This window comes from Lysinibacillus sp. NPDC094403 (genome assembly GCF_050278745.1).
GTDB lineage: Bacteria > Bacillota > Bacilli > Bacillales_A > Planococcaceae > Lysinibacillus.
Genome location: NZ_JBNNTL010000012.1, coordinates 89541 through 115069, shown reverse-complemented (window position 1 = coordinate 115069; position 25529 = coordinate 89541). Strand labels below are relative to the sequence as shown.

Annotated in this window: 22 protein-coding genes; 7 read left to right on the top strand and 15 right to left on the bottom strand. The window is 35.5% G+C overall.

Annotation, left to right across the window (positions count from 1 at the left end):
* Positions 1-442 precede the first annotated feature (442 nt).
* Together ACQKMV_RS17050 and ACQKMV_RS17045 are read left to right on the top strand one after the other, a co-directional pair.
* Entirely contained in the window at positions 443-1924 is a 1482-nt protein-coding gene (locus tag ACQKMV_RS17050) for a malate:quinone oxidoreductase (RefSeq protein WP_427505364.1), read from the top strand.
* A gap of 208 nt (positions 1925-2132) precedes the next feature.
* On the top strand, positions 2133-2711 hold the full coding sequence (locus ACQKMV_RS17045) for a Crp/Fnr family transcriptional regulator (protein ID WP_427505363.1): 579 nt from the start codon (positions 2133-2135) through the stop codon (positions 2709-2711).
* Here ACQKMV_RS17045 and ACQKMV_RS17040 read toward each other — a convergent pair.
* The 8 genes from ACQKMV_RS17040 to ACQKMV_RS17005 form a co-directional block, all read right to left on the bottom strand.
* Positions 2708-3430, bottom strand: a complete 723-nt coding sequence (locus ACQKMV_RS17040; protein ID WP_427505362.1) for a DUF4386 domain-containing protein — start codon at positions 3428-3430, stop codon at positions 2708-2710. The two genes, ACQKMV_RS17045 and ACQKMV_RS17040, sit on opposite strands and share 4 nt — an antisense overlap.
* A gap of 427 nt (positions 3431-3857) precedes the next feature.
* Positions 3858-4526: a hypothetical protein gene (locus tag ACQKMV_RS17035; protein ID WP_427505360.1), complete on the bottom strand. Its 669-nt coding sequence runs from the start codon at positions 4524-4526 to the stop codon at positions 3858-3860.
* 171 nt (positions 4527-4697) lie between these two features.
* Positions 4698-5111: a MarR family transcriptional regulator gene (locus tag ACQKMV_RS17030; RefSeq protein ID WP_427505358.1), complete on the bottom strand. Its 414-nt coding sequence runs from the start codon at positions 5109-5111 to the stop codon at positions 4698-4700.
* 276 nt (positions 5112-5387) lie between these two features.
* Positions 5388-6419, bottom strand: coding sequence for an alpha/beta fold hydrolase (locus ACQKMV_RS17025; RefSeq protein ID WP_427505357.1), 1032 nt, complete (start codon positions 6417-6419; stop codon positions 5388-5390).
* Positions 6420-6457: 38 nt separating this feature from the next.
* Positions 6458-7117, bottom strand: a complete 660-nt coding sequence (locus tag ACQKMV_RS17020; RefSeq protein WP_427505356.1) for a hypothetical protein — start codon at positions 7115-7117, stop codon at positions 6458-6460.
* A 2-nt stretch (positions 7118-7119) separates the two neighbouring features.
* Positions 7120-7527 (bottom strand): permease prefix domain 1-containing protein, encoded by a 408-nt coding sequence (locus ACQKMV_RS17015; protein ID WP_427505354.1) that lies wholly within the window; start codon positions 7525-7527, stop codon positions 7120-7122.
* Positions 7524-7853 carry a PadR family transcriptional regulator gene (locus ACQKMV_RS17010; RefSeq protein WP_049662700.1) on the bottom strand — a complete coding sequence of 110 codons (330 nt, stop codon included), beginning with the start codon at positions 7851-7853 and terminating at the stop codon, positions 7524-7526. Before ACQKMV_RS17010 ends, ACQKMV_RS17015 begins: the two co-directional genes overlap by 4 nt.
* Before the next feature lie 578 nt (positions 7854-8431).
* Positions 8432-9622 (bottom strand): M14 family metallopeptidase, encoded by a 1191-nt coding sequence (locus ACQKMV_RS17005; protein ID WP_427505353.1) that lies wholly within the window; start codon positions 9620-9622, stop codon positions 8432-8434.
* A gap of 347 nt (positions 9623-9969) precedes the next feature.
* On the opposite strand from ACQKMV_RS17005, the gene ACQKMV_RS17000 reads away from it, so the two are divergent.
* Both ACQKMV_RS17000 and ACQKMV_RS16995 read left to right on the top strand, forming a co-directional pair.
* Positions 9970-12714, top strand: a complete 2745-nt coding sequence (locus ACQKMV_RS17000; protein WP_427505352.1) for an ATP-binding protein — start codon at positions 9970-9972, stop codon at positions 12712-12714.
* A 4-nt stretch (positions 12715-12718) separates the two neighbouring features.
* On the top strand, positions 12719-13558 hold the full coding sequence (locus tag ACQKMV_RS16995) for a CheR family methyltransferase (RefSeq protein WP_427505350.1): 840 nt from the start codon (positions 12719-12721) through the stop codon (positions 13556-13558).
* Between the two features lie 61 nt (positions 13559-13619).
* On the opposite strand, the gene ACQKMV_RS16990 is transcribed toward ACQKMV_RS16995, so the two are convergent.
* The 3 genes from ACQKMV_RS16990 to psiE form a co-directional block, all read right to left on the bottom strand.
* Positions 13620-14762 carry a SpoIIE family protein phosphatase gene (locus ACQKMV_RS16990; RefSeq protein WP_427505348.1) on the bottom strand — a complete coding sequence of 381 codons (1143 nt, stop codon included), beginning with the start codon at positions 14760-14762 and terminating at the stop codon, positions 13620-13622.
* 190 nt (positions 14763-14952) lie between these two features.
* On the bottom strand, positions 14953-15960 hold the full coding sequence (locus ACQKMV_RS16985; RefSeq protein WP_427505347.1) for an HAAS signaling domain-containing protein: 1008 nt from the start codon (positions 15958-15960) through the stop codon (positions 14953-14955).
* Positions 15961-16663: 703 nt separating this feature from the next.
* Entirely contained in the window at positions 16664-17119 is a 456-nt protein-coding gene (psiE, locus tag ACQKMV_RS16980; protein ID WP_427505345.1) for a phosphate-starvation-inducible protein PsiE, read from the bottom strand.
* A gap of 415 nt (positions 17120-17534) precedes the next feature.
* Between psiE and ACQKMV_RS16975 the strand changes: the two genes are divergently transcribed.
* Positions 17535-17756, top strand: coding sequence for a phosphate-starvation-inducible protein PsiE (locus ACQKMV_RS16975; protein ID WP_387084852.1), 222 nt, complete (start codon positions 17535-17537; stop codon positions 17754-17756).
* Positions 17757-17893: 137 nt separating this feature from the next.
* On the opposite strand, the gene ACQKMV_RS16970 is transcribed toward ACQKMV_RS16975, so the two are convergent.
* Both ACQKMV_RS16970 and guaC read right to left on the bottom strand, forming a co-directional pair.
* Positions 17894-19627 (bottom strand): methyl-accepting chemotaxis protein, encoded by a 1734-nt coding sequence (locus ACQKMV_RS16970; protein ID WP_427505343.1) that lies wholly within the window; start codon positions 19625-19627, stop codon positions 17894-17896.
* A 276-nt stretch (positions 19628-19903) separates the two neighbouring features.
* Positions 19904-20887 carry a GMP reductase gene (gene guaC / locus ACQKMV_RS16965; protein WP_427505341.1) on the bottom strand — a complete coding sequence of 328 codons (984 nt, stop codon included), beginning with the start codon at positions 20885-20887 and terminating at the stop codon, positions 19904-19906.
* Positions 20888-21279: 392 nt separating this feature from the next.
* On the opposite strand from guaC, the gene ACQKMV_RS16960 reads away from it, so the two are divergent.
* Positions 21280-21699: a VOC family protein gene (locus tag ACQKMV_RS16960; protein ID WP_427505340.1), complete on the top strand. Its 420-nt coding sequence runs from the start codon at positions 21280-21282 to the stop codon at positions 21697-21699.
* A gap of 56 nt (positions 21700-21755) precedes the next feature.
* On the opposite strand, the gene ACQKMV_RS16955 is transcribed toward ACQKMV_RS16960, so the two are convergent.
* The gene (locus ACQKMV_RS16955; RefSeq protein ID WP_427505339.1) at positions 21756-23705 is read right to left on the bottom strand and encodes a methyl-accepting chemotaxis protein; all 1950 of its coding nucleotides are present in this window, start codon (positions 23703-23705) and stop codon (positions 21756-21758) included.
* A 387-nt stretch (positions 23706-24092) separates the two neighbouring features.
* Between ACQKMV_RS16955 and ACQKMV_RS16950 the strand changes: the two genes are divergently transcribed.
* Positions 24093-24467 carry a VOC family protein gene (locus tag ACQKMV_RS16950; RefSeq protein WP_427425674.1) on the top strand — a complete coding sequence of 125 codons (375 nt, stop codon included), beginning with the start codon at positions 24093-24095 and terminating at the stop codon, positions 24465-24467.
* A 120-nt stretch (positions 24468-24587) separates the two neighbouring features.
* Here the strand turns inward: ACQKMV_RS16950 and ACQKMV_RS16945 are convergent, their stop codons facing one another.
* On the bottom strand, positions 24588-25334 hold the full coding sequence (locus ACQKMV_RS16945) for a hypothetical protein (protein ID WP_427505337.1): 747 nt from the start codon (positions 25332-25334) through the stop codon (positions 24588-24590).
* Positions 25335-25529: the final 195 nt, after the last annotated feature.

The window sequence follows — 25529 nt, the reverse complement described above, 5'->3', positions numbered from 1 at the left end:
GAATAAAAAAGAAATAATTTTAAAATAACACTAGAAAATATTAAGAAAATTCGATATATTTTTATATGTAGTGGAGCTGGTGCAAAAACAGGACTGGTTCCATATTTTTATGTTATTATATAGATATAATAATCAAAAAACCCTCATTATTATATGAAAACGCTAGCCAATTTTGGGCGAATTATTCCAAAAAATTTAAATAAAGGTTGGGTTTCTTTGTGAGGGAATAGGAGGTTTTTCTCTTGATTTATTAAGGGGAAGGCTCGAAAAATGCACATAACTCTCATATAGATAGTTAATATTTTAATCTTTATGTAATTATGATACACTGCAATAAGGTAATAATTGATACAGAAAAGGTGTACTCCTAGGTTACTCCATGGCTTCTAAGCAGGAGAACTTACATCCTTTCTGCAAATCTTAATATATAAGGAAGGTAAAAATGAGTAACAGACAAATTAAATCAGATGTTATCTTAATTGGTGCCGGAATCATGAGTGCTACTTTGGGGACAATGCTCAAAGAATTAGCGCCAGATTGGAAAATTACAGTGTTTGAGCAGCTCGATAAAGCTGGTGAAGAAAGTTCTCACGAATTAAATAATGCGGGAACTGGGCATGCGGCACTTTGTGAGCTTAACTACACTTCAGAGAAAAAAGACGGATCAATCGATATCAGCAAAGCGATTAACGTTAATGAACAGTTCCATGTTTCAAGACAGTTTTGGTCTTACCTTGTGAACAATAAACTGATCAATAATCCACAAGACTTTATTATGCCTTTACCTCATATGAGCTTAGTACAAGGGAAAGACAATGTAGAGTTTCTAAAAAAACGTCATGAAACGATGACAAAAAATCCTTTATTCCAAGGTATGGAATTTTCTGACAACCCAGAAAAACTAAAGGAATGGATTCCTCTTATTATGCAGGATCGTTCAGCAGATGAAGCTATCGCTGCGACAAAAATTGACACTGGTACAGACGTTAACTTTGGTGCATTAACACGTATGTTATTCGACCACTTGAAAAATAAAGACGTTGACATCAACTACAATCATAGTGTTCAAAGCATGAAACGTACTAGCGATGGTTCATGGGAAGTACGAGTGCATGACAAAAACGGCTGTAAAATGGAATACCATACAGCGAAATTTGTCTTCCTTGGAGCTGGTGGAGGAAGCCTAGAGTTGCTTCAAAAATCAGGTATTCCTGAAGGAAAACATATTGGTGGATTCCCAATCAGTGGATTATTCTTGGCATGTAAAAATCAAGAAGTTACTGACCAACATCATGCAAAAGTATACGGAAAAGCTAAAGTTGGTGCTCCACCAATGTCTGTTCCGCATCTTGATACACGCTATATTGATAACAAAAAATCGTTACTATTTGGTCCGTTCGCAGGTTTCTCACCTAAGTTCTTAAAAACAGGTTCAAATATGGACTTATTTGCTTCTGTTAAACCGCATAATATTACAACGTTATTAGCGGCAGGGGTTAAAGAAATGGGATTAACAAAATATTTAATCCAACAACTTATGCTATCTAAAGAACAACGTATGGAAGAGCTACGTGAATTCATCCCGAATGCTAAGAGCGATGATTGGGATATTATCGTAGCTGGTCAACGTGTACAAGTTATTAAAGATACTCAAGCTGGCGGTAAAGGAACACTTCAATTTGGTACTGAAGTTGTAAGTGCTTCTGATGGCTCAATCGCTGCATTACTTGGAGCTTCTCCTGGTGCTTCTACTGCTGTCCACGTTATGCTTGAGGTAATCAATAAATGTTTCCCTCAACATGTTAATGAATGGGAAGCGAAAATTAAAGAAATGATTCCGTCTTATGGTAAGTCATTAGCGGAAAACCCAGAGCTTCTTAAGGAAATTAACGCATCAACAGACGAAGCGCTTCGTTTAAAATAAAATCTGATGTAGAAACAATGGATTTAAGCGTTTGTTTCTACAAAATATAATATAGAACCTTCATTCTAATTTTGGATTGAAGGTTCTATTTTTTTATTTCATAAATCGTAGTATGAATTTTCAACCATATTAATTAATATATTTAAAAAGGCATTGATTAATGACAAAATCACAACGATTGAACGAAAAAAGTTGAATGGAGAGCAAGATGAGAAAAATACTAATGAAGTATATGACGAAGTATTCGACTCTTAGTGAAGAACAACAACAAGCAATTGTTGAAGGGATACAAATTGAGGAATTTAAAAAGGGAACAATCCTCCTTAGACAAGGAGATGTTCCAACTAAATGTTATTTTGTATTAAAGGGATGCATTAGGCAGTATGCTGTAGATGAAACGGGGAAGGAAGTCACATCCAATTTTTATACAGAAGAACAATCCATTTCAAATATTAATCGTCATAAACAGGATAAGTCATCCTCATACACTTTCTCTTGTTTAGAGGACTGTACATTGGTCGTAGGTGATCTTGTAACTGAAAAAGATATGTATCACAAATATACACAATTGGAAGCAATGACCCGCAAGATGATAGAGCATAGCTTTGGTGAGATGCAAGATGAGTTAGCTTCATTTATTGCATCTACACCAGAGGAACGCTATAAATCATTATTACAGAAACGACCTTATTTAGTTGATCGTGTGCCCCAACATCAATTGGCGAGTTACCTTGGTATAACGCCAGAATCCTTAAGTAGAATTAAGAAGCGAATTAATAAATGTTAGGAGGATGCAGCTTTAGAGACTTTTCCTCCTCTTATTAGCAACCAAATCCCAAAGCCCAGCTCTCCTAAAACCATTGGTACATTAAATATAAGTTTGAGAATTGAAATAATCACATCATATTGCGAAAAAAACGTGATACATAGATTAATAATGATGTAGCCTATTGCGGCAATCAACAACAAGATGCTAATGACTTTAGGGATTTCGGACGATTTGAAAGCAATATAGCTTATAACCAGAAGATGCCCTCCAAAAATAATTAAATCAATAGCCCAGATTGTTTCAAATGCTTCAAGGAATAACATAGTATGTGCCTGAAGTTGATCAATATTAAATGTTAAATTATTTGTACCATTAGAAAGGAGTAATACAAAGACCAAATTTAGAATGGCAATGCCTAATATAGTCGTATAGGTAAGACGGAGCCATGCTGCGAGCAATGCAAGGCTTCTATTAATGGGCTCTAAAAAAATATAAAACGCCCAAGTAACTATAATGTCAGTAATTAGGATGATAATCCAACCAAAAATTTCAGCTTTGAAAAGCCTTATTGATGACTTTAAGTTATTAAAAGTTGCACTAGCATTTTCATGTAATACAAGGTTTTCATGGACAAATCCATAGGAAAAAAATGCAGCAAGTGCCATGATGATGAGAGCGGTTCCCCCAATTAAAGCCGATTTTCGTCGGTTGGAATGTCCGTTTATTGTTGTATTCATATCAAACCCTCCCTTTTAAAGTTGCTTTTATTTTAAAGGGATGATCATGATGTAGCATTGACTTAAATCAAGGATTAAAAATATAACGATACTTCTAATCACGACGAAATCCTCGAGAGGGGGGCACATCTTTTGATTAACTAAAAGATGTGCTTTTTCATGTTAACCCTAAGCTTCGAGATAGAGCGTTTAACATATATTGAGCAAAAGAACAGGAGTAAGGATACAAGGAGGGCTAGGGGAATACTGAAGATGACTGGAAGCTCAACGCCATACCAAATGCTCATCTTTATTTGCTCAAGACCTAATGTTCGCAAAATGCCGGCTAATATTGACAATAATGCACTAAAGACCAAACCTACATAGAGGACAGATAACACAAGGAGTGCCAATGAGCCAAAAAAGGTCTGAATAATGTTTTTTAATATCATTCCTTCTCCCTCCGTATAGTTTGTTGCACTTTAGCACTTGGAGCAATTGAATAACTATCAGTATAATAAAGTGTTTTTATTCTACAATTACTTCCTACAATGACAACATCGCCTTCGACAACTTCCGCATTTGTATAGGAAAGACGTACATTTTTCCCTTTTATGCAATGACAAATCAATTTTTTCTTTAATAAAGAAAGAACAGAAATCTTATCCTTTTCTATACATATTTCATCTGCTATAAGCTCCCCAATTTTACTTTCACCAGACATTTTTAAATGAAAAAGCTTGGCTAGTATTTTTGTTGCTTTCACAATACCGATTGCATCCACAGTTTCAGCCTCTAAACTTTGCTCAATGGTCATCTTCCCAGAACTACTCAATTTTTTTACTTGCCCATTACGTATATTTAAGTTCCCGGCATTTTTAATCTCATTAATTTCACAAAAATCTTTTATAAGACATGATCCTGTACTATTTAAAATCTGCGCTTCAACGTGAGAATGAAAAGAACTATGACCATGAGTAGAGATTTTTTTTACGCGTACCTCGTGATGTAAAGTAACTAATCCACGGATATTTAATTGCTCACAGTCTGCTGCTAAGTCTTTAATATTGCCATTTGTAAGAGTTACCGTGCGTAGTTTTTGAATCAAAATAATCACCCCGTATATTTTAGTCTATATATATTTTAATTATTAAAATATATATTTATTAAAATATATGTGACTTCATTTTGTCAAGAACTAATAAAGTGAAAATTGCCTAAGCATGCGTCAAATGTGTCCTAGTATATTTTCTGAGCAATAAAAAAAGGATTTCAATTTTATGAAATCCTAAAAAATTTTTTTCATTAACTGATTAACCTCACGCAATATTGTTGCCATGTCTATCAGTTTTTCCTGTGGAAATTTTAAAAATAAATCTTGAACCTTCATTTCACCATTATTAGTTAAAATCATTTTTACAACACGACGATCTTCTTTCTCTCTAATTCGCTCTACTAATTCTAATTTTTCCAGCTTATCGCACATCGATGTAACGGCTCCAGGTGTCACACTAAAGAACTCAGCAATTTCTGTTGCTTTCATACTACCATTAATCTTTAGCTGAAGTAGGAGGATCAGTTGGTTTTGAGATAATGATTCTCCCTCAGATAAAAGATTTACAAACATTTTCGATGTATGCTGTATTTCAAGCATCTCGCTCATAATGATTTCCACATTGTGCAATTGATCATTTTTTGACATAATATCACAGCCTGTTAAAATATTTAATAACTAAATTATATAGTAAATAAATAATGTGGGCTACTATAGATACCCTTAAGGGAAATGATTTCTTGACATTGTAAAAATACTGAAGCTGTCATCGAGAAAGATAGGAAGTTAATTAACATGATGTAAAATGTTGTACCGGACATAAGATTATGAAATTAACACAACTGTATTTATTTCTGCTCATCGGACGCCCAGTAAAGCACCCAGCCGGAACGAAAATTAACTCCCTTTATAGTGGAGAGCCATTTATTTCAAAAACGTATCGCACATCCATTCATAAAATTTTTCCTTCTCTTCAAATTGTGGATAATGAGCTGATTGTTCAAATGCAATAAACTCTTTTTTATCGGCTTCAATCATATCAAAGTATTTTCTCGCTTGGTTAGATGAAGTTTGATAATCATATTTACCCATAACAAAATAGCATGGTAATTCAAGTTTTTTTACTTTAGTAGGTAATGGGTTTTTCATTACTTCCTCTAATAGAGTTTTTGGAGAATAGGATAGCCCATAGTTGTAACGAATCACATCTAATAAGTTATACTCACGACTGAATAACATACCTATGCTATTCCCATCAGGGTTATCAATAAGTCTTGAAGCTCCACCATATTTTGCAATATATTCCCGTGGAATAAACGTCTCGCCATTTTCAACTTGTTCAGTTAACCCTTGTAAATATAAAACATCATCCTTATTGCCAGCATTTTCGGCTTGCTGAATAACGTAATTCAAACCGTCAATCTCGCTTCCTGCTTGATCACTCATCTGTCCAATTCCAACATATGCTGTAAATTTTTCAGGAGCTTTAGAGGCAGCTTGCGTTGCAATATACGTACCATAAGAATGGCCAATTAATATTACTTTTTCTTTGCCAAGACGATCTGATATATAATCCGTCAAAGCCAATAAGTCATCTACGAGTAAGTCTGATGAAAGATTAGAGTAATCCTCAAAAAAATGATATGATTTTCCGCTTGCCCTTTGGTCGTAATTCACGACCGTAAAATTGTTTTCCAATAAGTTTTGATACTTACTGGCATACGGTATTTCTGAACATCCAGGCCCTCCATGAACAAAAATAATAACGGGATTATCCTTATCTTTGCCACGTATCATAACTTCATGATTACTTCCATTTATCTTTACTTGTTCTAATGCACTTACACTGTTATTGCCTTTAATATCGGAAGTCCATGTAGGGAATAAAAGCGCTGTTATGAGTAATACGATTGTAATTATTACAGTATATTTTATAAATTTCATGATCTTTTTCATCTAATTCCCCCTGCGAACATGAAATATAATCATAATCTTCAGACTCTTTTGGGAAGAGTTGTTGAATTGTACATTTTTCTTTTATAAACATAAAAGTACATGCTTAGGGGCCACCATAGGACTACAAAGATTGGATAAAACGCCCATATTACTCCTGGTGAAGAGACAATATTTACAGTAATAAAAAAGATACTGATAAGAACTGTAGCGGTAGCAGAGAATGCTACAAATGTTTTTCTTTGTGCGTGGTATAAAGCTAAGGGCCACCAAATTACTAAAAATGAAGGATAAATCGCCCAAGGATATGGATGGGATAAAATAATATTTAATAGGGAGTAATAAATAATGGTACTTGCACAGCCGATCAGTGCAATTTTTAATGTTTTTGCTTTTTCCTCTAAATACATAAGAATTGGCCACCAGATGATTGGATAAACCGCATAAATGAACCATATATAATCTGGCGAGTATAAATAATTTTCAATGATAAGAAAAGCAATAATCAGGGCGCTGCAAACAAGAGAATATTGTTTATACATTCTTTTAGACATAAAGAATATCGTTATTGGCCATAGCAAAACAAGTAAGCACGGGTAAATAAACCAAAGCTGCTGAGGTGACGTCGTATAATTGACGATCCCTAAAAAAATCATTGTCATCAAACTACCTACAATCGAAAAGTTAATCAAGTTTTTCATATTTATTCACTCCATTTCTTACGTGACCAAACGAAGTACATAGATAGTGGCCACCATAATATTGCGAAGATCGGATAGATTGCCCAAATTGTATCTGGTGTATAGTAAAGATTAATAAAAATAAAAAATGCAATAATTAAGCCACTACCCCAAATAGAAAATTCTAAATTTAATTTAGACATGTTTTTCTTTTCGGGCTCCTTGACACCTAATTCTTTTTTTAAATCCTCAATATCTCCAAATTCCACGATGGCTTTGTTGATGGCATCCTCTTGTTCTTTGCCTTGATCCATCAAATAAAATACTTTTTCTTCAAGATTTTGAATGATTTCTTGTTTAACCATCTCTGTTTCTTTATTACGAGGAATGTCTTTAAAAAGCTCATCAATATGATTTTTTATTTTTTTCATTCTAAGCCCTCCATAAATAAGTCGATAATTTCTTTTACTTCCGACCACTCTTTTACTAGCTCATTTAAATAAGCTTTACCTAATGGGGTAATACGGTAATACTTTCTTTTGCCTCCGTGTGAAACATCACCAAAATAGGCTTCAATAATTTCCTTTTTCTCAAGACGTTGAAAAACTGCGTATAAAGTTGCTTCTTTAATTTGAAAACGATTATTTGTGCGGATACTTATTTCCTGAGAAATTTCATAACCATAACGATCTTTCTCTAAAATTAACCTTAAAATAATGGAGTCCAAGTGTCCGCGGATGATGTCACTTCGAACCATAAGTCACCTACTTATTTTTTTATTGCTCTATCTGTCAGAGTAATATTAGCAAACATTACTCTACCTGTCAAAGTAATTTTTCCAAATACGTCCATATTTCTTCTAAGAAGGATCATCATCAAAACGTGTGGTTGATTTCCGTTCCGGCTGGGCGCTTTCCTGGGGGCGTCCGATGAGCCGCTTCACTCGCGATGCTCGCTCCAGGGTCTCGGGCCAACAGATGTTTTTTGCGCGAAAGCGTAGTGTTAACGTAGCGGCAGCAGCACCGATGTTGGTCACGAAGGCGTTATCACAGGATGTGATAACGCCTTCGTTCCTCTTTTCGCTAATCCCCAAGGAGTCGCCCAGCCTCCACTCCAATCCAATCAACTTACTGACATAGTAGACGTTTTAACAAAAGTCATCCATGACTTTTAGTGAGGAACTATCAAGAAGCAATCAATCAGAGGGTAAAAAATCCCCATTCACTTCAAAAGTAAAAGGGGATTGGGGTTATTTATTTGGCATTGAATTATGATGTTTACTTCGAGTTCATAAAATTTTTTACGAAACATAAGATCTTCATGCGCACTATTCTATTACATATACAATGCAGCAAGGAATATGCCTAATGTCTCTTCATAAATATCGTCGAATTGGCTGAGCGGAAGAGGATTTGTACCACTACCTAACTCAACTGTGAAGCCAGGTCTACGCCAATCTTGAATAAACCAATCTTTATAGCCCGCGTAACTGCCTGCTGAATTGATAGGCTCGTAGCCACTGACTCGACTAAACTCATTAACAAGGATTTCTGACTCAAGTGGTTCGAGATTTTCAAAACCCCAATAAATTACTCTACCTTGTGTATGAAACGCAAGCACTCTGGCAAAATCACGCTTCTTTGTTAAATCAGCCATAGCAATGGCCTCTGGCTCGGACAAAGGTCGTTGTCCTCCGAAATCTCTTGGCCCAGGTGTATTCGGATTTCGTGCGCTTTCGAGCTCCCATTTTGCAGGAAACTGGTCGTTCAAATCAACACCATGTATATTTGCCTTCCAACCAGAGAAATCGGTACTACCGTTATTCCAAGTAATAAGCTGATTCCTTAATGCTTCATCATTAGGTGGTCCTTGTAATACTAAATCGACACCATCGGGGTTGACCATCGGAACTATAGAAAGGATTGTTTGCTGGTACAGTGGGAGTAGAGATAAACCGCGAATTGTACTTTGATTGGTGAGTGAGAGTAGGTAGTCGTTTATAAAAGTTAAAATAATCGGAGTTGTAATCCATTCATTCGCATGAAAGGAACCGTTATAATGGACACGCTTAGTTCCGTTCCCGATTAGAAGCTCTGGGATTTCATGCTGTAAAACAGAATGTCCAATCGTAGAGCTTTGTAGAAAAGGATAAGCATCGAGTAGCTTTTTGATATCATTCATCATAATAGTGTAAGTATAATTTTGTTTCCCATTTACGAGCCTCCATGTGATTCGTTGGGGAATACGTACTGTCTGTCCAATGTGCAATTGATTTGGATTAAAATCAGGGTTTACAAGCAAGATGGCTACTAATGGGAGATTTCTGCTTTGGGCTATTTGCCAAAAAGTATCTCCTTGTTTGATTTGATAATTGACTGTGATGAATCCCGGAATTCGAATACGTTGTCCAACCCTTAAAAATTGAGATTTAACGTTTCGATTTGAATCTATAATTAGCTGAAGAGGTATTTTAAACACTTCACTGAAACGCCAAAGAGAATCCCCTGGTCTTACGTAAATGTCCACAATTGTTCTCTCCTTAATATCAATTATTACTTGGCAAAATTGGCCAATATAAATGTATATGAAAAGAATGCGGGACTTATTAACTTTTAACTTCTTTTAGCAATTATTCTCTGTAGCGAAAGCAAAGCGTCAGCTACAATTATTCTCTATAGCGAAAGCAAAGCGTCTCATCGGACGTGCCTAGTCGGAAAGGAAATCAATCACACGTTACGGTGATGAGCTCTTGCAATGTAAAAGTACTTCTCGGCAAGAGATTACTCTTAACCTAAGAGCAAGAAATTTTGTTACTTCTTGATGTACAATGATACTAGTTATAGAGTTTATGACAGATAAAGGTAGGGAAACAAATGCTAAATAAATTAAAGATAGGTATACGAACGAAAATTACGTTAGGCTATATTGTTATCATACTTTGTTTACTTGCATCAGTGCTCATCTTAAATAATCAAATTATCTCTCTACAAAAAGAAAGAAATTATATTATCAAGAATAATTCACATATACATGCTGTAACCAATTGCATTGAAAAATACATTTTAGATATGGAATCGAGCCAGAGGGGCTTTGTTATTACGGGTGAACCAATCTATTTAGAGACCTATTACGAAGCTGGTGAAAAGTGGAGATCCGATTTTAATGAACTTTATCGGCTTTTTGAACATAAACCAACACAGCAACAGAAGTTAAACGAGATAAAGGCAACGATAGAGCATTGGATTACAACATCAGGAGAACCAGCCATTGAATTTAAAAAAGAAAACAAGGCAGAAGCGATATGGGAACTCTACAAAGTAGATGTAGGTCGTAAAGACATGGAAACAGTACGAGCTCAGTTTGAATCGCTCCGTTCAGAGGTAATTGCAAGTATGCAAGCCAAAGTAAATGACTTGGACAAAAGGAGTAGTATCGTAACACTTACATTGCTCGGCATACTTGTATTTATTTCAGTTGTTGCGATTATCATTGCAAATGGTATTTCCCGTTCAATCGTAAAGACGTTAACACAGGTTACGCAAACGATTCAAGAAATCACTGCTTCCAAGAGCAGTCAAAAGGGAAGGATTCATGTTAGAACGAATGATGAGATCAATGACCTTGCAGCTGCTACTAATGAGTTGTTGGATATACTCGAGAGAAGAGAATGGCTGCAGCTGAATATCGCGGAAATCGTCACAAAATATCAAGGCATTTCTGCCATCACCAAATTAGCTGAAACCTTCCTTTCAGAAATAGCGCAAAAAACGCAGTCTTCCCTTGGTGCATTTTATGTTCGTGAAACCACTGATAATCATATACAGTTTGTGAAAAAAGCTGCTTTTGCGGACGCAAGGGATGATGTTGGAATTGAGAGCTTTAAACTGGGGCAAGGTTTAATTGGACAATGTGCTTTAGAAAAAAAGATTTTAATTTATAACGATATTCCAGAAGATTTCCGTTTAATAGGTACTAGCTTAGGGGAAGTACCACCAAAAAGTATTTTTATCGTCCCTATTATATTTGAGAATGACGTCATAGCTGTCGTTGAATTAGCTACAATGACTGGCTTTAATGAGCAACAGCAGCGATTAGTGAAGCAAGTTATCGAAACTTTTGGATTAACGATCAATAGTGTCCTAGGGCGTATGGAAATTGTCCGTTTATTAAATGAATCAAGAGCTATGACAGAGGAATTACAGGTGCAATCTGAAGCACTTCAGGCACAATCCGAAGAATTGCAGATGCAAACAGAGGAACTGACAGTGATTAATGAACAATTGGAGGAAAGAACAAAAGAGGCAGAGTTAAAGACGAGAGAATTAGAACAAGCTAAAAGAGAATTAGAGGAAAGTGCGGAGCAGTTGTTACTAAATTCAAATTATAAATCTGAGTTTTTAGCCAATATGTCACATGAATTGCGAACGCCACTGAATAGCATATTAATTTTATCTGAAATGTTAGCTGAAAATAGCCAAAGTAATTTATCAGATGAGGAAGCTGAATTTGCAAAGGTTATCCATTCTTCAGGTGAAGATTTGCTTGCGTTAATTAACGATATTTTAGATTTATCAAAAGTTGAGGCAGGCAAGTTAGATATTAGTTTTGATGAAATGAATATGAGTGAGGTTCCTGTACAAATCGAGCAAACCTTTGCGCCTGTAGCAACGAAAAAAAATCTCCAATTCCATATTTCGAAAGAAAATAATGTAACAGATGTTTTCTATACGGACGAAAAAAGATTCAAGCAAATATTGAAAAATTTATTATCAAATGCCTTTAAATTTACAGAACAAGGCTCAGTTAATCTTGAAATTAAACAGCTTGGCCAAGAACAGTTAACAAGTAATATGCAGGATCTCAGTGCCGACTGGTTAGAAATCACAGTTATAGATACAGGTATAGGGATTCCGAAGGATAAGCATCAGCTAATTTTTGAATCATTCCAACAGGCTGATGGGGCAACAGTGCGTAAATACGGTGGAACAGGTCTTGGTTTGTCCATTTGTAAAGAGCTTGTAAGATTACTTGGTGGCTGGATTTCTTTACAAAGTGACGAGGGGCAAGGTAGTACATTTACACTGACAATCCCAAGCTTACCCAATGGAATCGCGGAGCAAAAATACCTTGAGCTTGCTATTCATGAGGTAGGGGCTACTAATGAAGTACATGAGTTAGAAGAGGAAGAGCCACTATCAAAAGTTCAGGGATTTTCTCAACATGAGGTAGAAGTTTTTCAAGGGAAAAATATTTTAATTGTAGATGATGATTATCGTAATATCTATGCATTAAAAAATGCGCTCGAAAAACGAGGCATGAATATCTTAGTTGCAAAAGATGGAATAGAGTGTTTAGATATTATGCAAGCAAATGGTGAGATTGACCTTATTCTGATGGATATTATGATGCCAAATTTGGATGGCTATGAAACGATGTCGATTATACGCAAACAACTCAAGATTACGGATTTACCGATTATCGCTTTAACAGCGAAGGCTATGAAAAATGATCGAGATAAATCATTAGAGGCTGGTGCTTCAGATTATATTAGTAAGCCATTAAATTTAGAACAATTAATATCCGTTTTAAGAGTATGGCTAGTTTCTAAAGGGAGTTAATAAGATGGACCGATTTCCTTTGCAACAAAAAGCGCCGACAGATTTAGAAATTGATTTATTACTTGAGGGTATTTATCGTTTGTCAGGATTTGATTTTCGACAATATAATCGTTCTTCAATATCACGAAGAATTAGTAATAGGATGAGGATGAATAATATCTCAACGATTTCTCGTGTACTTGAAAAAGTAATACACGAAAACGGATTTTTAGAGCAACTATTGAACGATTTTTCTATAAATGTTACTGAAATGTTCCGCAACCCTAGTTTTTTTAAGGCTTTTCGCCAAGAGGTTGTACCGTATTTAAGAGATTACCCTGAAATTCGGATATGGCATGCAGGATGTGCCACGGGTGAGGAAGTATACTCCATGGCTATTTTGCTAGAGGAGGAAGGGTTAATGGATAAAGTGGTTATTTACGCTACAGATATGAACGAACAAGTTTTGGAAAAGGCAAAAAAGGGAGTATTTCCGATTAGCAAAATGCAGACATATACTAAAAACTATATGCTTGCAGGTGGCCATCATGCTTTTTCCGAATACTATAAAACAGATTATCAATATGCTTATTTCCATCCATCACTGTTAAAAAACATTATATTTGCACAGCATAATTTAGTAACAGATCAATCGTTTAATGAATTTCATGTCATTGTGTGCCGAAATGTTTTAATTTATTTTTCATCTGAGTTACAAAATCAGGTCCATCATTTGATTTCCGAAAGTCTAAGTGATAATGGATTTTTATGCTTAGGAGATAAGGAGACAATACGATTTGAGGACAGCATTTCAAAATATAAGGAAATCATAGGTAATGAAAAAATATATCAGAAGATAGAGTGAGATAAAAAATGGGCTGTTGCCTAAGTTTCTCCACAGTAGAGACTTAGGCAACAGCCATATCTTATATAGCCTGCACTTGAATCATTAATACACACATATCATCTGGTTGATTCGCTTGTTTCTCCTTAGGCAGTAAATTGTCGATTAGACTTCGAGAATAATCCCATTTCGTAGATATTAGCGATTGTAAATGCTTCTCGGATTCCATTTCACAAGGTCCCATTGCTTCTAGCACACCATCCGTATATAAAATAATTTGCACATCTTCATTGTATTGAATAAATTGCTTTTGTACGTCGATCTCATCGAAAAAGCCGACTGCACAGCTTCCTCGTTTTAATGGTACGAGCGTCTTTTTATCGATCAGAGCATAGCCAGAAGGATGACCAGCGTTCACATATTCAATTGTTTTTTGTTCGGTATCTATCACTAAATAAATAGCCGTGAAATAAAAAAGATTGTCCTCTTTTCCGTTGCGCAAAAGTGTCATATAACGGTTTAACTCTTTTATAACTAATTCAGGGTCTTCTAATTGTTTAACAGCCTCTCTTAGGACAGAGGAGATAAACATACAAACAAGTGCTGCAGAGATACCATGTCCCATCATATCAAGTAAAATGCAGGCGTATCGGTGATCATTTATTTTATGCCAATAATACATATCTCCCGCTAAATTAGAAGAAGGAAGATAAGATACCTCTATTTGAATATTAGTCTCGTTTAAAGGAGCGCTCAAAAGGCTTCTTTGTACGTGTGTTGCCAGATCTAATTCGTATTGTATTTTCTTTTCTTGCTGAGTATGCCAATCTAATTCAGCTTTCAATCGTAAAGCAACTCGAATTCTAGCGAGGAGCTCCGTTTTATTAATTGGCTTTGTAATATAGTCTACTCCTCCGATATCAAGTGCTTCTGCGAGCTTGTTTTTATCTTCTAAAGCTGTGACAAAGATAATTTGAATATCTTTTAATCGTTTATTTTGCTTAATACGTTTACAGGCTTCAATACCGTCGATTTCAGGCATCATAATATCTAATAAAATCAAATCCACGGAATTTCCTTTTGGATTTGGTGCATCTAACTGTAAATAATCAAAAAGCTCATAGGCAGATGTTAGAGAAACACAGTTATCATAACCTGCATTTTTTAATACTTTTTCAATTACAAATAGATTGACTTGATTATCATCTACAAGAAGAATGGTCATAATTATTTCCCCTTATTCTGTTTGAATTAGTGCAGATTATTATTATACAAAACATTAGAGAATAACGGTATTTTGAGGGAGCATCTTAAACGTTTTCAGGTATAGGAAAAAGTTTTTAGTAGGTAGTGAATTTATATGATGAGTAAAGAGCCAACAAGAAAGAGTCAGCCCTCAGAACTTATATTTCTTTTCAAACTCTAGCCTTTTTAAAGCCATTATAAATATCAAATGCATTTGCTATGATGGCTATAGCAATGCTTACGAATAATATTCGGTCTATAGCAAACAAAATCTTAGCAGAGGTCGTTTCCGTAATCGCAGCGATATAAGGTACAGCGGGACTGTGTATGAAATCATGGTGAATAGCCAAGAGGATAAAAACAATAGTTCCTGTACATTGAAGGAGCGCATTAGCTACGGCAATTAACATTGTCCATTGACCAGTCTTCAATTTCCATAATGTTAAAGCTACACTTAAAGCTATACAAAATAAAATGATTGGAGCGAAGGAGAGTAAGACTTCCTGATTGAATATAGGCATAACAAATTTTAAGCCGCCTTTATTGTGAGACGTATAGATTCCTAAAAGGTGATTAGCATTGAAATAGACAAAGGCGAAAATAGCAATACCTAAGAGACTAAAAATATTATCATTAAGTGAAATAGTTTTTTCTTTAGGAATTATTTTAACTTTTACTAAATCATCAGGTGTCCATTCCGGACGGTCTGTTATAAAGGGTATTCGAATATTATTTCCTCCAGATCGTTCAATAACAATGAAAGCAACTGTAATCCAGAACAGTACATATATAATTACTGAGATAATATTAGCGATAGTTAAAGAAATAGTTTTAATAATAGCAGTCAGAAGTGTACCTTCTCCGTTATAAAGAACAATACTTTCTATCACCTGAAAAATAACAGTAATAAAAACCGCCCAAGGAACAACTAATTTTATTGTCCTAATATAAGTTTCAAACACTTTTGGACCGATTAAAAATCGTGGTGTGTCCTGATAGCTTGCTGCAACTTCTACAGGATTGCCTAGCTTTTTAAGCACTCCCTTTATATCTGATTCTGAATAATCTCCAGGTAACATATCTTCAATAGTAGATTTTAGTTTTAGACTGGTATCATTACGTTTATCTTTACTTATCCTTTTAGTTACTTCATGAATATATACATCAATCAGATTCACTCTTTCCGTCTCCCTTCAATAATTCATGCACTCCTAATTCCATAACATTTAATATTTCCGGGCTTTCCCTTTGGTTGTATCCTTGCAACTTGTAATTACTGCCTTATGCCCAATCGACGAAGCAATGTGAGTAGTGTACATAGTTCATTGTTACATCCGACTTGCTCGAGACGCTGAATAAGGTTGTAGCTATTATACGTTGTATGCTGTTGACTCAAAACAACAAGCACTAATGTTCCACCTTGTAATTCTTGTGTAGACATCTAATAAGGAACTAACCTTAATAATCTTGTCAACATACAGTATTATTTGCATGTGGTAATATATGTTATTATCAAGAGCTGAAATTAATGTGAAAAAAATTATGAAAAGAGCGTGCCTTAAAATAAATTTAGTGTAGGATGGGGTTGTATATGAAATTGAAGGAAGAAGATTTTATACATTCTGTTGATATTGAGGTTGGCGCTTATCTAGGAAGGATGGGTAGTTTACAGCCAACAAAAGAGCATCTAAAAGCACTTTGTATCTCCATTCAGCAGTGTTTTTTGTATCGAAAGTGCAACGTCAGTTACAGATGTTTTTTGTGGCGAAAGTGAAACGTCAGCTACAGATGACTTCCACCACTAAGGTGGAGAAATGAATGCGGATGTGTTTCCTTTTCAGTGTAGAGTGGCCAGAAATTAAGCAATTCTACAGTATCAAGCTATTGTTCTTTTTTCATAATAAGCGATGATCGTACTGGCCGTTCCAGTGGCGTAATATTAATAATAAAATAGCTTATAATTAATATTAAAATAATAAGTGAATAAATTAAGGTGTTTACGGGATGATCATGCTCTACGATAATTAATCGTATCATGGCCGTAATTCCTATATATATAAAGTACCTTAGTGGAAAATGATAATTCTCTTTAAAATATTTAATAATCATAGTGATAAATTCAAAATACAAAAAGAAAATAAGAATATTTGCGAGGAAAAGCTTATAGTCTCCGCCATCATTGTTGAATATTAAAATTTTAAGGAATTGGATAAGTTCTTTGCAAAGTAGGAAGGATAAAATGAGCGCTAAAAGTACAAGGCAAACATTTAGAAAGAATTGTAAAGATTTCGGTATAGCCTTTATTAATTGTAAATAAGTCGAGTTCTTTTGGTTCATCGAATTCCTCCAATCTTGTAAGTCGTTCTAAGTGAATATGAATAACTAAATAACACATAATCATATGGTTGAGCGTATTCGTTTTATGATTTGACTATAACATTTTATCGTAAATGTATTAGGTTTCATTTGTAAAGTTTTGGTATATATTAGGTTATCGCCGAAAGCTGTGGATGATATTTGTTAAAACGTATGTTATGTATATAGGTTGATTGGAGTGAAGGCTGGACGCCCCAAGGAAGCTCTGCTCTGCGCGAAAGCGAAGCGGCAGCGATAAAAGCGCCCAGTCGGAACGGAAATCAACCACACGTTATGGTGATGAGCCTATATATTCGCGAAAGAAAGTTTTCAAAATAAATTAGCTGTATGCTAAAATAGATGTGCATGAATATAAAATTCAAAAGGGGTTTTTAAAATGGCTAAAGCAGCAAAAACAGGAAAAATTACACCAGAGCGTTTAGAAGAAGCATTAAACGTACGTGATCGTCTTATCATCGAGTTACTAGTACAAGTTCTTGATGAAAAGCTTGTAATTGAACGTCCAGTATTACGTGAGCGTGTGGCAAACCTTGTAGACCTTTCTGATCATGATGCAGAATTAAAAGAAACAATCCACGCTGTTATTAACAAGCTATAATCTTGAAAGAGATGCTACACTTAATTGGTAGCATTTTTTCTTTTGCTGAAAGTGTGCATATAATGGTAATATCCCTTATTAGATTGGCTGTAAAACCTATCTTATAAGGGATATTTATCTTTTGACAAAATATAATATCACGTAAAACGATCGACTAAATCATGCATGCGCTCTGCTTCTGTGTGTAGCTCCACAGAGGAGTCCATAATGGATGTGACTGCCGACTTTTGTTCATCGACCGAAGCATTTATTTGTTCAGTGGCCGCTGCTGATTGTGTTGCAACGCTAGCTATTTCATTAATGGCATTAATAACGATTAAACGATTTTCAGACATCTCACTCATAGTTTGATCGAGGGAAACAAGATGCTCTGTAATACCTTGTATAGAATTTGCTAATATAGTAAATGCATGTTTTACTTCATTAATTGATATAGCCTGTCCCTGTGAAAGTTTGAGTGTGTTCATCATCTTTGAATCTGAATTAGCTGTATCTATTTCGATACGTTTTATTAAGCTCCTCACGTGGTTTGTAGCTTTATTTGTATCTTCCGATAAATTACGCACTTCTTCTGCTACTACAGCAAACCCTTTGCCATGTTCGCCTGCTCGTGCGGCCTCAATACTTGCATTTAAAGCTAAAAGATTAGTCTGTTCAGAGATGGATGTGATTGTTTGGACAACATTATGAATTTCTTCTATTTGGCTGGTTAAACTTGAGAAATTTGCTCTCAGCTCTTCAATCACATTTGTAAATTCATTCGAGTTTTGTTGTAATATTTCTACTTTTTGTCTGCCGTTTTCCTGGGATTTATGAATAGCATTCAAATTTTCAGTAATATCTACGTATTTATCAGTTGCATTTAAGATAAGTGAGGACAATTTTTCAACCATACTACTCGCCATTTCAGCTTCTTCAGCTTGAATAACAGCCCCTTTGGATATTTCTGTAATTGCTTGGTGAATTTCATCTGCTGAAGCAGTCGTTTCTTCTGTAATGGCGCTAAGTATTTCTGATGAAACTCTCATTTGAGCTGCACTTTCTTTCGTATTATTAACCATTTCGTTTAAGCTATGCTTCATATTGTTGACATTACTAGCGAGTATCCCTAATTCATCTTTTGTCGTAATAGGAATGTCTTCACCAGTTAATTTTCCTTTAGCAATATCTGATGTCATCTCCATAAGTCGGCGTATGTATGAAGTCATCCTACCTGAGAAGAACCAAAATAGTGTGACACCGATGATTGTTGCAAGAGCAGTCATAGCAAGTGAGTAGTAAAGGACCTTTGTAGTACCTGCATTGAAATCCATTTCATAGGTACCGGCTGCTATAATCCATCCCCAATGCTTGTCCTTAGCTACATAAGTAATTTTAGGAGCGGTTACATCAGGTTTTGACGGTAATGCCCAATCATATCGGACATACCCACTGCCTGCATTTGCTTCATCAATCATTTCACGTACAAAATAACGGCCGTCAGTTGTTTGTAAGTCGTAGATGTTTTGCCCTTCAAGAGATGGGTGCGTTTCCACTGTTCCGTCATCTTTAAACGCATAAAAGTAGAAGTTTTCACCGTATTTAACAGGGTTATCAATGGATCTTTTATTATCTTCAAGTTTTTTGCCAACTATCTGTGTTCGGGCACGTTCCTGGGCTTCTTCTAACGTAAGCTTCCCTTGTTGAACCTCCTCATCTAATTGGGCAATTAATTCAATAATTCCTAATGTACCATTTTTAAGACTTTGTCGACCTATCTCATCCATTTCATTTTTCGCCACGAAGTAATTAACCAATCCAACTAGTGCCGTAGGAATCAAAATAACGATAATGGCTAGAGTGACGAGCTTGTTACGGACTGATTTCATCATAGGCAAAACCTCCGTTCTTTATTTACAAAATGTAACATCTAATTTAATTATAATATAAAATTTTTCAATAAAATAGAAAATTCTGAAAATAAATAATAGTATTTTGAAATATGTCCAATTTTATATATATTTGGAATAGGAAAAGGGGTCGAAGGCTCGAGTAAGAGTTACAATCGCTTGGTATTTATCCTAAAGCTCATATAGAGTAAAGAAACGGAATCCAATGAAAAACCCAAACAAGAATTTATGCCATTCTTGTTTGGGTTTTCTTAGTTTTTAGTATACTTTGTCTCCATTAAAAATAGAGTTTTTCACAATTACATAATCTACATTTCGAATGGCGTCTAGTTTATTGCCGCCTGCATAGGAAATAGATGATTGAAGGTCTTGTTGCATTTCGATTAAAGTATCTTTGATGCTGCCTTTATGCTCAACAAACATCTTTTTACCTTCAACATTTTTACGTTCGCCTTTTTGGAATTCAGAAGCAGACCCGAAGTATTCCTTCACAGTTTTCCCTTCGATTTCGATTGTTTCGCCAGGTGACTCTTCATGACCTGCAAATAATGATCCGATCATCACCATTGAAGCACCAAAGCGAACAGATTTTGCAATATCACCATGCGTACGAATACCACCATCAGCGATAATAGGCTTCGTTGCAGCTTTTGAACACCAGCGTAGTGCGGCTAGCTGCCAACCACCTGTACCAAAACCAGTTTTGATTTTAGTAATACATACTTTACCTGGTCCAATACCAACTTTTGTTGCATCTGCACCAGCGTTTTCAAGTTCACGTACTGCTTCAGGTGTGCCCACATTACCAGCAATCACAAAGCTATTTGGTAGATGTTTTTTGATATGTTGAATCATACGAATGACAGCATTTGAATGACCATGTGCAATATCGATTGTAATAAATTCAGGCACTAATTTAGCAGCTGCTAATTCTTCAATAAAAGGATATTCCTCATTTTTCACACCAACACTAATTGATGCAATTAATCCACGGTCTTGCATATCTTTGATGAAGTTGATACGTGTCTCTGGATTAAAGCGGTGCATGATATAAAAGTAACCGTTTTCAGCAAGCTTCGCAGCAAGACTTTCGTCGATAATTGTTTGCATGTTTGCTGGTACAACAGGAAGTTTGAATGTATGACCGCCTAAAGTAACAGAAGTATCACATTCTGAGCGACTTTCTACAATACATTTTGCGGGAATTAGTTGAATATCTTCATAGTCAAATACGTTATCCATTATAAACACTCCTAAAATACGAATATTTTTTAAGTTTTGATTTAAATCGTTCGTCATTTGGTAATTTACATTATTTTTGAGCAAATGTCAAAGCTTTTATCCAAATAAATAAAAAAGTAGTAGGGGAGAACGGGAAATACCGCTTTCCCGCGGAAGTCGAGTAGACCGTAGCGGAAATTAGTTAAAAATGGGGATATATTGGCAAAATAGCAACAAAAAATCCTTTTATCGCTCAATAATCACGCCTGTTATAGATGGAAGTAAAAGTTCGATTAAAATGTCTTTATATTTTGTAAAACTCTGCACAAAACCGGTTCATCTAAAATTTGTATTATTATTCGTTATCCATGTACAATAGAGTTGTTTCAAAAAATGACAAAGGAGTGTTGGAAATGGCAGTAGAGGTATACTTAATTTTTAATGGAAATTGTCGAGAGGCAGTATCGTTTTATGAGAAAGTTTTTGATACAGACAAGGCTGAAATTATGACATTCGGTGATTCACCACAGAATCCAAATTATCAATTACCAGAAGAAGCTAAAGACCTTGTAATGCATACGCGACTTTCGATTTTTGGTAGTACTGTAATGTTTTCAGATACATTTCCAGGCTCACCGTTCACAATCGGAAACAATGTAACATTAGCTGTTGTCTCAGATGATGAGGCTAAGATGCACAAAGCTTTTGAGGCTCTTAAAGATGGTGGAAAAGTTACTATGGAGTTACAAGAAACATTTTGGAGTAAATGTTATGGCTCACTCACTGATAAATTTGGTATTGAGTGGCAATTTAGTCATGAGGATAATAAATAATAACAATGCAAGAAAGCACGATGAATGGGGAAACCCTTTTTCATCGTGCTTTCTTTTTAGTATTTAAAACGATTTACATAGCTTTGTAATTCATCGGCCATATCGAGTAGTGATTTTGCAGCTATAGCCATCTCCTGCATCGAGGACAATGTTTGTTCAGTTGAAGCGGCAACTTCCTCTGACGCAGCCGCATTTAATTTAGCATGATCTGTTAGCTCGATAGCAGTTGCAGAAACTTCCTCGACTACCGCTGACATCTCCTGAGCAGATGCAGATATATCCTCCATTTTCGGAGCAATATCGTGCAGACTCTTAATAATACTTGCAAACTTTTTACTTGTATCTTCTGTTAGCTGTAAACCATCCTGGACATCTGCTGAAGCCTTAATCATTGTTTGAACAGATTTTGCCGTATCTTGCTGAATGCCAGTAATTAGTGCAGAAATTTGCTCTGCTGATTGATGGGATTGTTCTGCTAATTTCCGCACTTCATCGGCGACTACTGCAAAACCTTTCCCATGCTCTCCAGCTCGCGCGGCCTCAATAGCAGCATTAAGGGCAAGCAGATTTGTTTGATCCGAAATAGCGCTAATAATTTCTAAAATAGAACCAATTTCTTTTGTTCGATCATAGAGTGATTTAATCATCGTATCTGATTGTGTCACAGATTCATGAATGGAGATCATTTGATTAACAGTTTGTTCTACCGCTTGTCCGCCTTCATTGGCCAATTTTATAGCATGGCTAGATAGATCTGAAACTTGCATAGAGCTATCGGCTACCTCAACGACTCCTTTTGCAATTTCCTCAATAGAAATAGCATTTTGGTCAATACCTATTGTTTGTTTTTCTGTGCTGATAGCAACCTGTTGCATAGCTTCAGTAACTTGCTCTGAAGCAGCTATATTTTGTTCGGCATTCGCAGATAATCCATGTGCCGAAGTCTGTACATGTTGAGAGCTTTGATCAACGTCACGAATAAGTTTTTTTAAGTTAGCCTTCATTGCGATAAAGGCTTCCCCGAGTTGACCAATCTCGTCTTTAGAATGAATGTCAATAAACGCTGTTAAATCACCTTCGCTAATTTTTATAGCGCTTTGTTTAAGTCGAATAATCGGATTAACGATCGATTTTATCATGAATAGCATAAAAATAATGCCAACAATAATAGAAACAACAATGATTATTAAGTTTATATTAAAGGTTGAAGCAGCAGCATTTGCAGCCTCGGCTGTAAACATTGTACCAACAACTTTCCAACCTGTTAGTTTATTTGTAACAAATTGTAGCTGTCGATCTTTTTCTATAACAGTACCACTATCTTGTTCATAGATTTTAGTAATATAGCTTTCTGTTGCTTCAGCACCACTCTCTTTATCTGGTTGGGCAATATAAACTTTATTGCTATCTAAAAGTGAAGCAAAGCCAGTTTCTCCAATGCGTATATCATTTGTGATAGTACTTAGTGTAGATATATTTAAATCTAACCCTATTACCCCAGAGCCATCTGGTAAAGCTTGAGTAATCGTAAGAACGATATCACCAGTAGTCTCTGTAACGTATGGAGCCGTAATAGACACTTTGTTTTCGTTATCTAAAGCTTGCTTATACCAAGGTCTTGTGCGGGGGTCAAACCCACTAGGGTATTTTTGAGCAGGTTCATCCAGAAGCCTACCATCAGAGGTTCCGATATAAATCAGCTCCACCTCTGGATGCATGTTCATGTACTCGCGGAAAAGAGATTTAAGTTCTGTAATTTTACCTTCTTGTAAATAAGATTGATTGAGCTTTTTTGTAAAATATTGAACGTCCTTCACTTTGGGCTCAACCGTGTTGGTAATATTTGTATTAAGCATGCGCACACTCTCGGTTGCGCTTGCTTGTTGTTCTTCCGAAATTTGCTTTCCAGCACTTTGGTAAGAAACAATTCCAATTAACAGTGTTGGGATGAGAAGCATTGCTAAAAATGAAAAAATGAGCTTTTTCCTTAAACTTAGTTGTTTCACTTGAATTATCCTCACTATAATATTAGTATTTTATACTTTGTCTTATCACCAAAAATTAAAGATGACACGTGTTAAAACACATGCTATTTATTTCCATTCGGTAGAAGATGCTCAGCGGACGATCCAAAGAACATGCTCGGTCGGAACAGAAATTAACCCCATGTTACGGTGACGAGTCTATACTTTTCCGGATAAGGCAAATAATAGACGACTAGGCTCATTTTATCAAAAATAAAATAAAAGTTAAGTATTTTGTAATAACTATTCATTAATTGTAGATATCAGGAACTAATACGTTGAAATTCTCCTAAAAACGATAACCATTAGATGACATACAAAGCTACCTTTTGATGTATACTAATGCTCAAAAGAGGAGGGAATTGTTTCATGATTCGACAAATTGGACAAGTAATGTTATACGTAAATGATCAGGATACTGCCGTGAAGTTTTGGACAGAAAAAATTGGATTTGTTGTAGTTGCTGACCAGGAAGAGGGAGGAGTACGTTGGATTGAAATTGCTCCAACTAAAGAAGCTCAAACTACCTTTGTTCTACACAATAAAGAAATCATTGCAAAAATGCAGCCTGAATTAAATTTAGGTACACCTTCTATCATGTTTTATGCCGATCATATAGAGAACCTATATCAAGATTTTCAAGCAAAGGGCGTTAAAGTAGGAGATTTAGTAATGATGCCAATGGGTAGGGTTTTTAATTTTGCTGATCACGAAAATAATTATTTTGCATTGGTAGAAAAATAAACCTTACAGTAACAGTGTGTTGTCTTATCAGCGTTTTAAAGGGGAATCTGTCCGATTTCGATGTTCTGCGCGGAAATCGGGCAGATTCTTGCTTTTTACCCTATATAAGTGGATAGCAACTTATTTTAAATCTTCTCCAAAAATCCCTACGGTTTGCCGGTCAACTATAAATTCATGGCCATTCCATTTCAAAATATTTTCTACATAGCCTAATCCATCGGCATGGTATCTGCCTGCGATCGACTGATAAGCTAAAATCTCATATATTCCATCGCGTTCATAGTCCACTGGATACAATCCGCTGATTGGATCTACCCACCCTTCAATAGGCTGCTTCAGTGTACCATCTTGATTATAAATTTCCGCTAAATATTCGGGACCTTTGTATTGTAAATCGATGATATATTGCTTTTTTGGATTCATGCTACGAACGGCTACTTTGTATTGATTTTGATAATTAACGGTGTACTTTAGCTTATTATTAAAAGATTCTGCATCAAAAATTGAGCTTATTTTGCCGTTGATTGAGGCAAATATTTCACCGTTGATAATGCCTCCACTACCTCCAGTGTCAGAAATAGCTAAAATATCTTCTAGATGATTGCCAGTAAAGTCACCTAAAAATATGGTTGGGTTATAGCCGACGCTTTGTTTTAGCGTTATTTTTTCGAATTGGTGCGATTGTCCGTAAAAAATAGCGAGCGTTAGGTTTTTCCACAAAGGGCTATCTGGAGTTTTAGTCCCCATCAAAAGAACAGTTTCGAGTAAGCCATCTCCATTAATATCTCCAAATTTCGTCTGAATAACCTGAGGGGTCATAGGCGAAATTGCAATATTATTTAAAGACGGATTCATATTATTAGTCATACATGCACCTCTTTCTTTAGTTTTAGCATATGTTGTAATTATGGCTTGGTGAAAAAAGAAGACGTGTCAGTAATGGATATAAAACTTATAAAAAAACTTATAATTAACCCATTGACATTTTTAAATGCGAAAAGTATCATAAATGTCAACGAATCAGAAAATTCAGTACCAATTATAATCTCGCTACTAAAACGT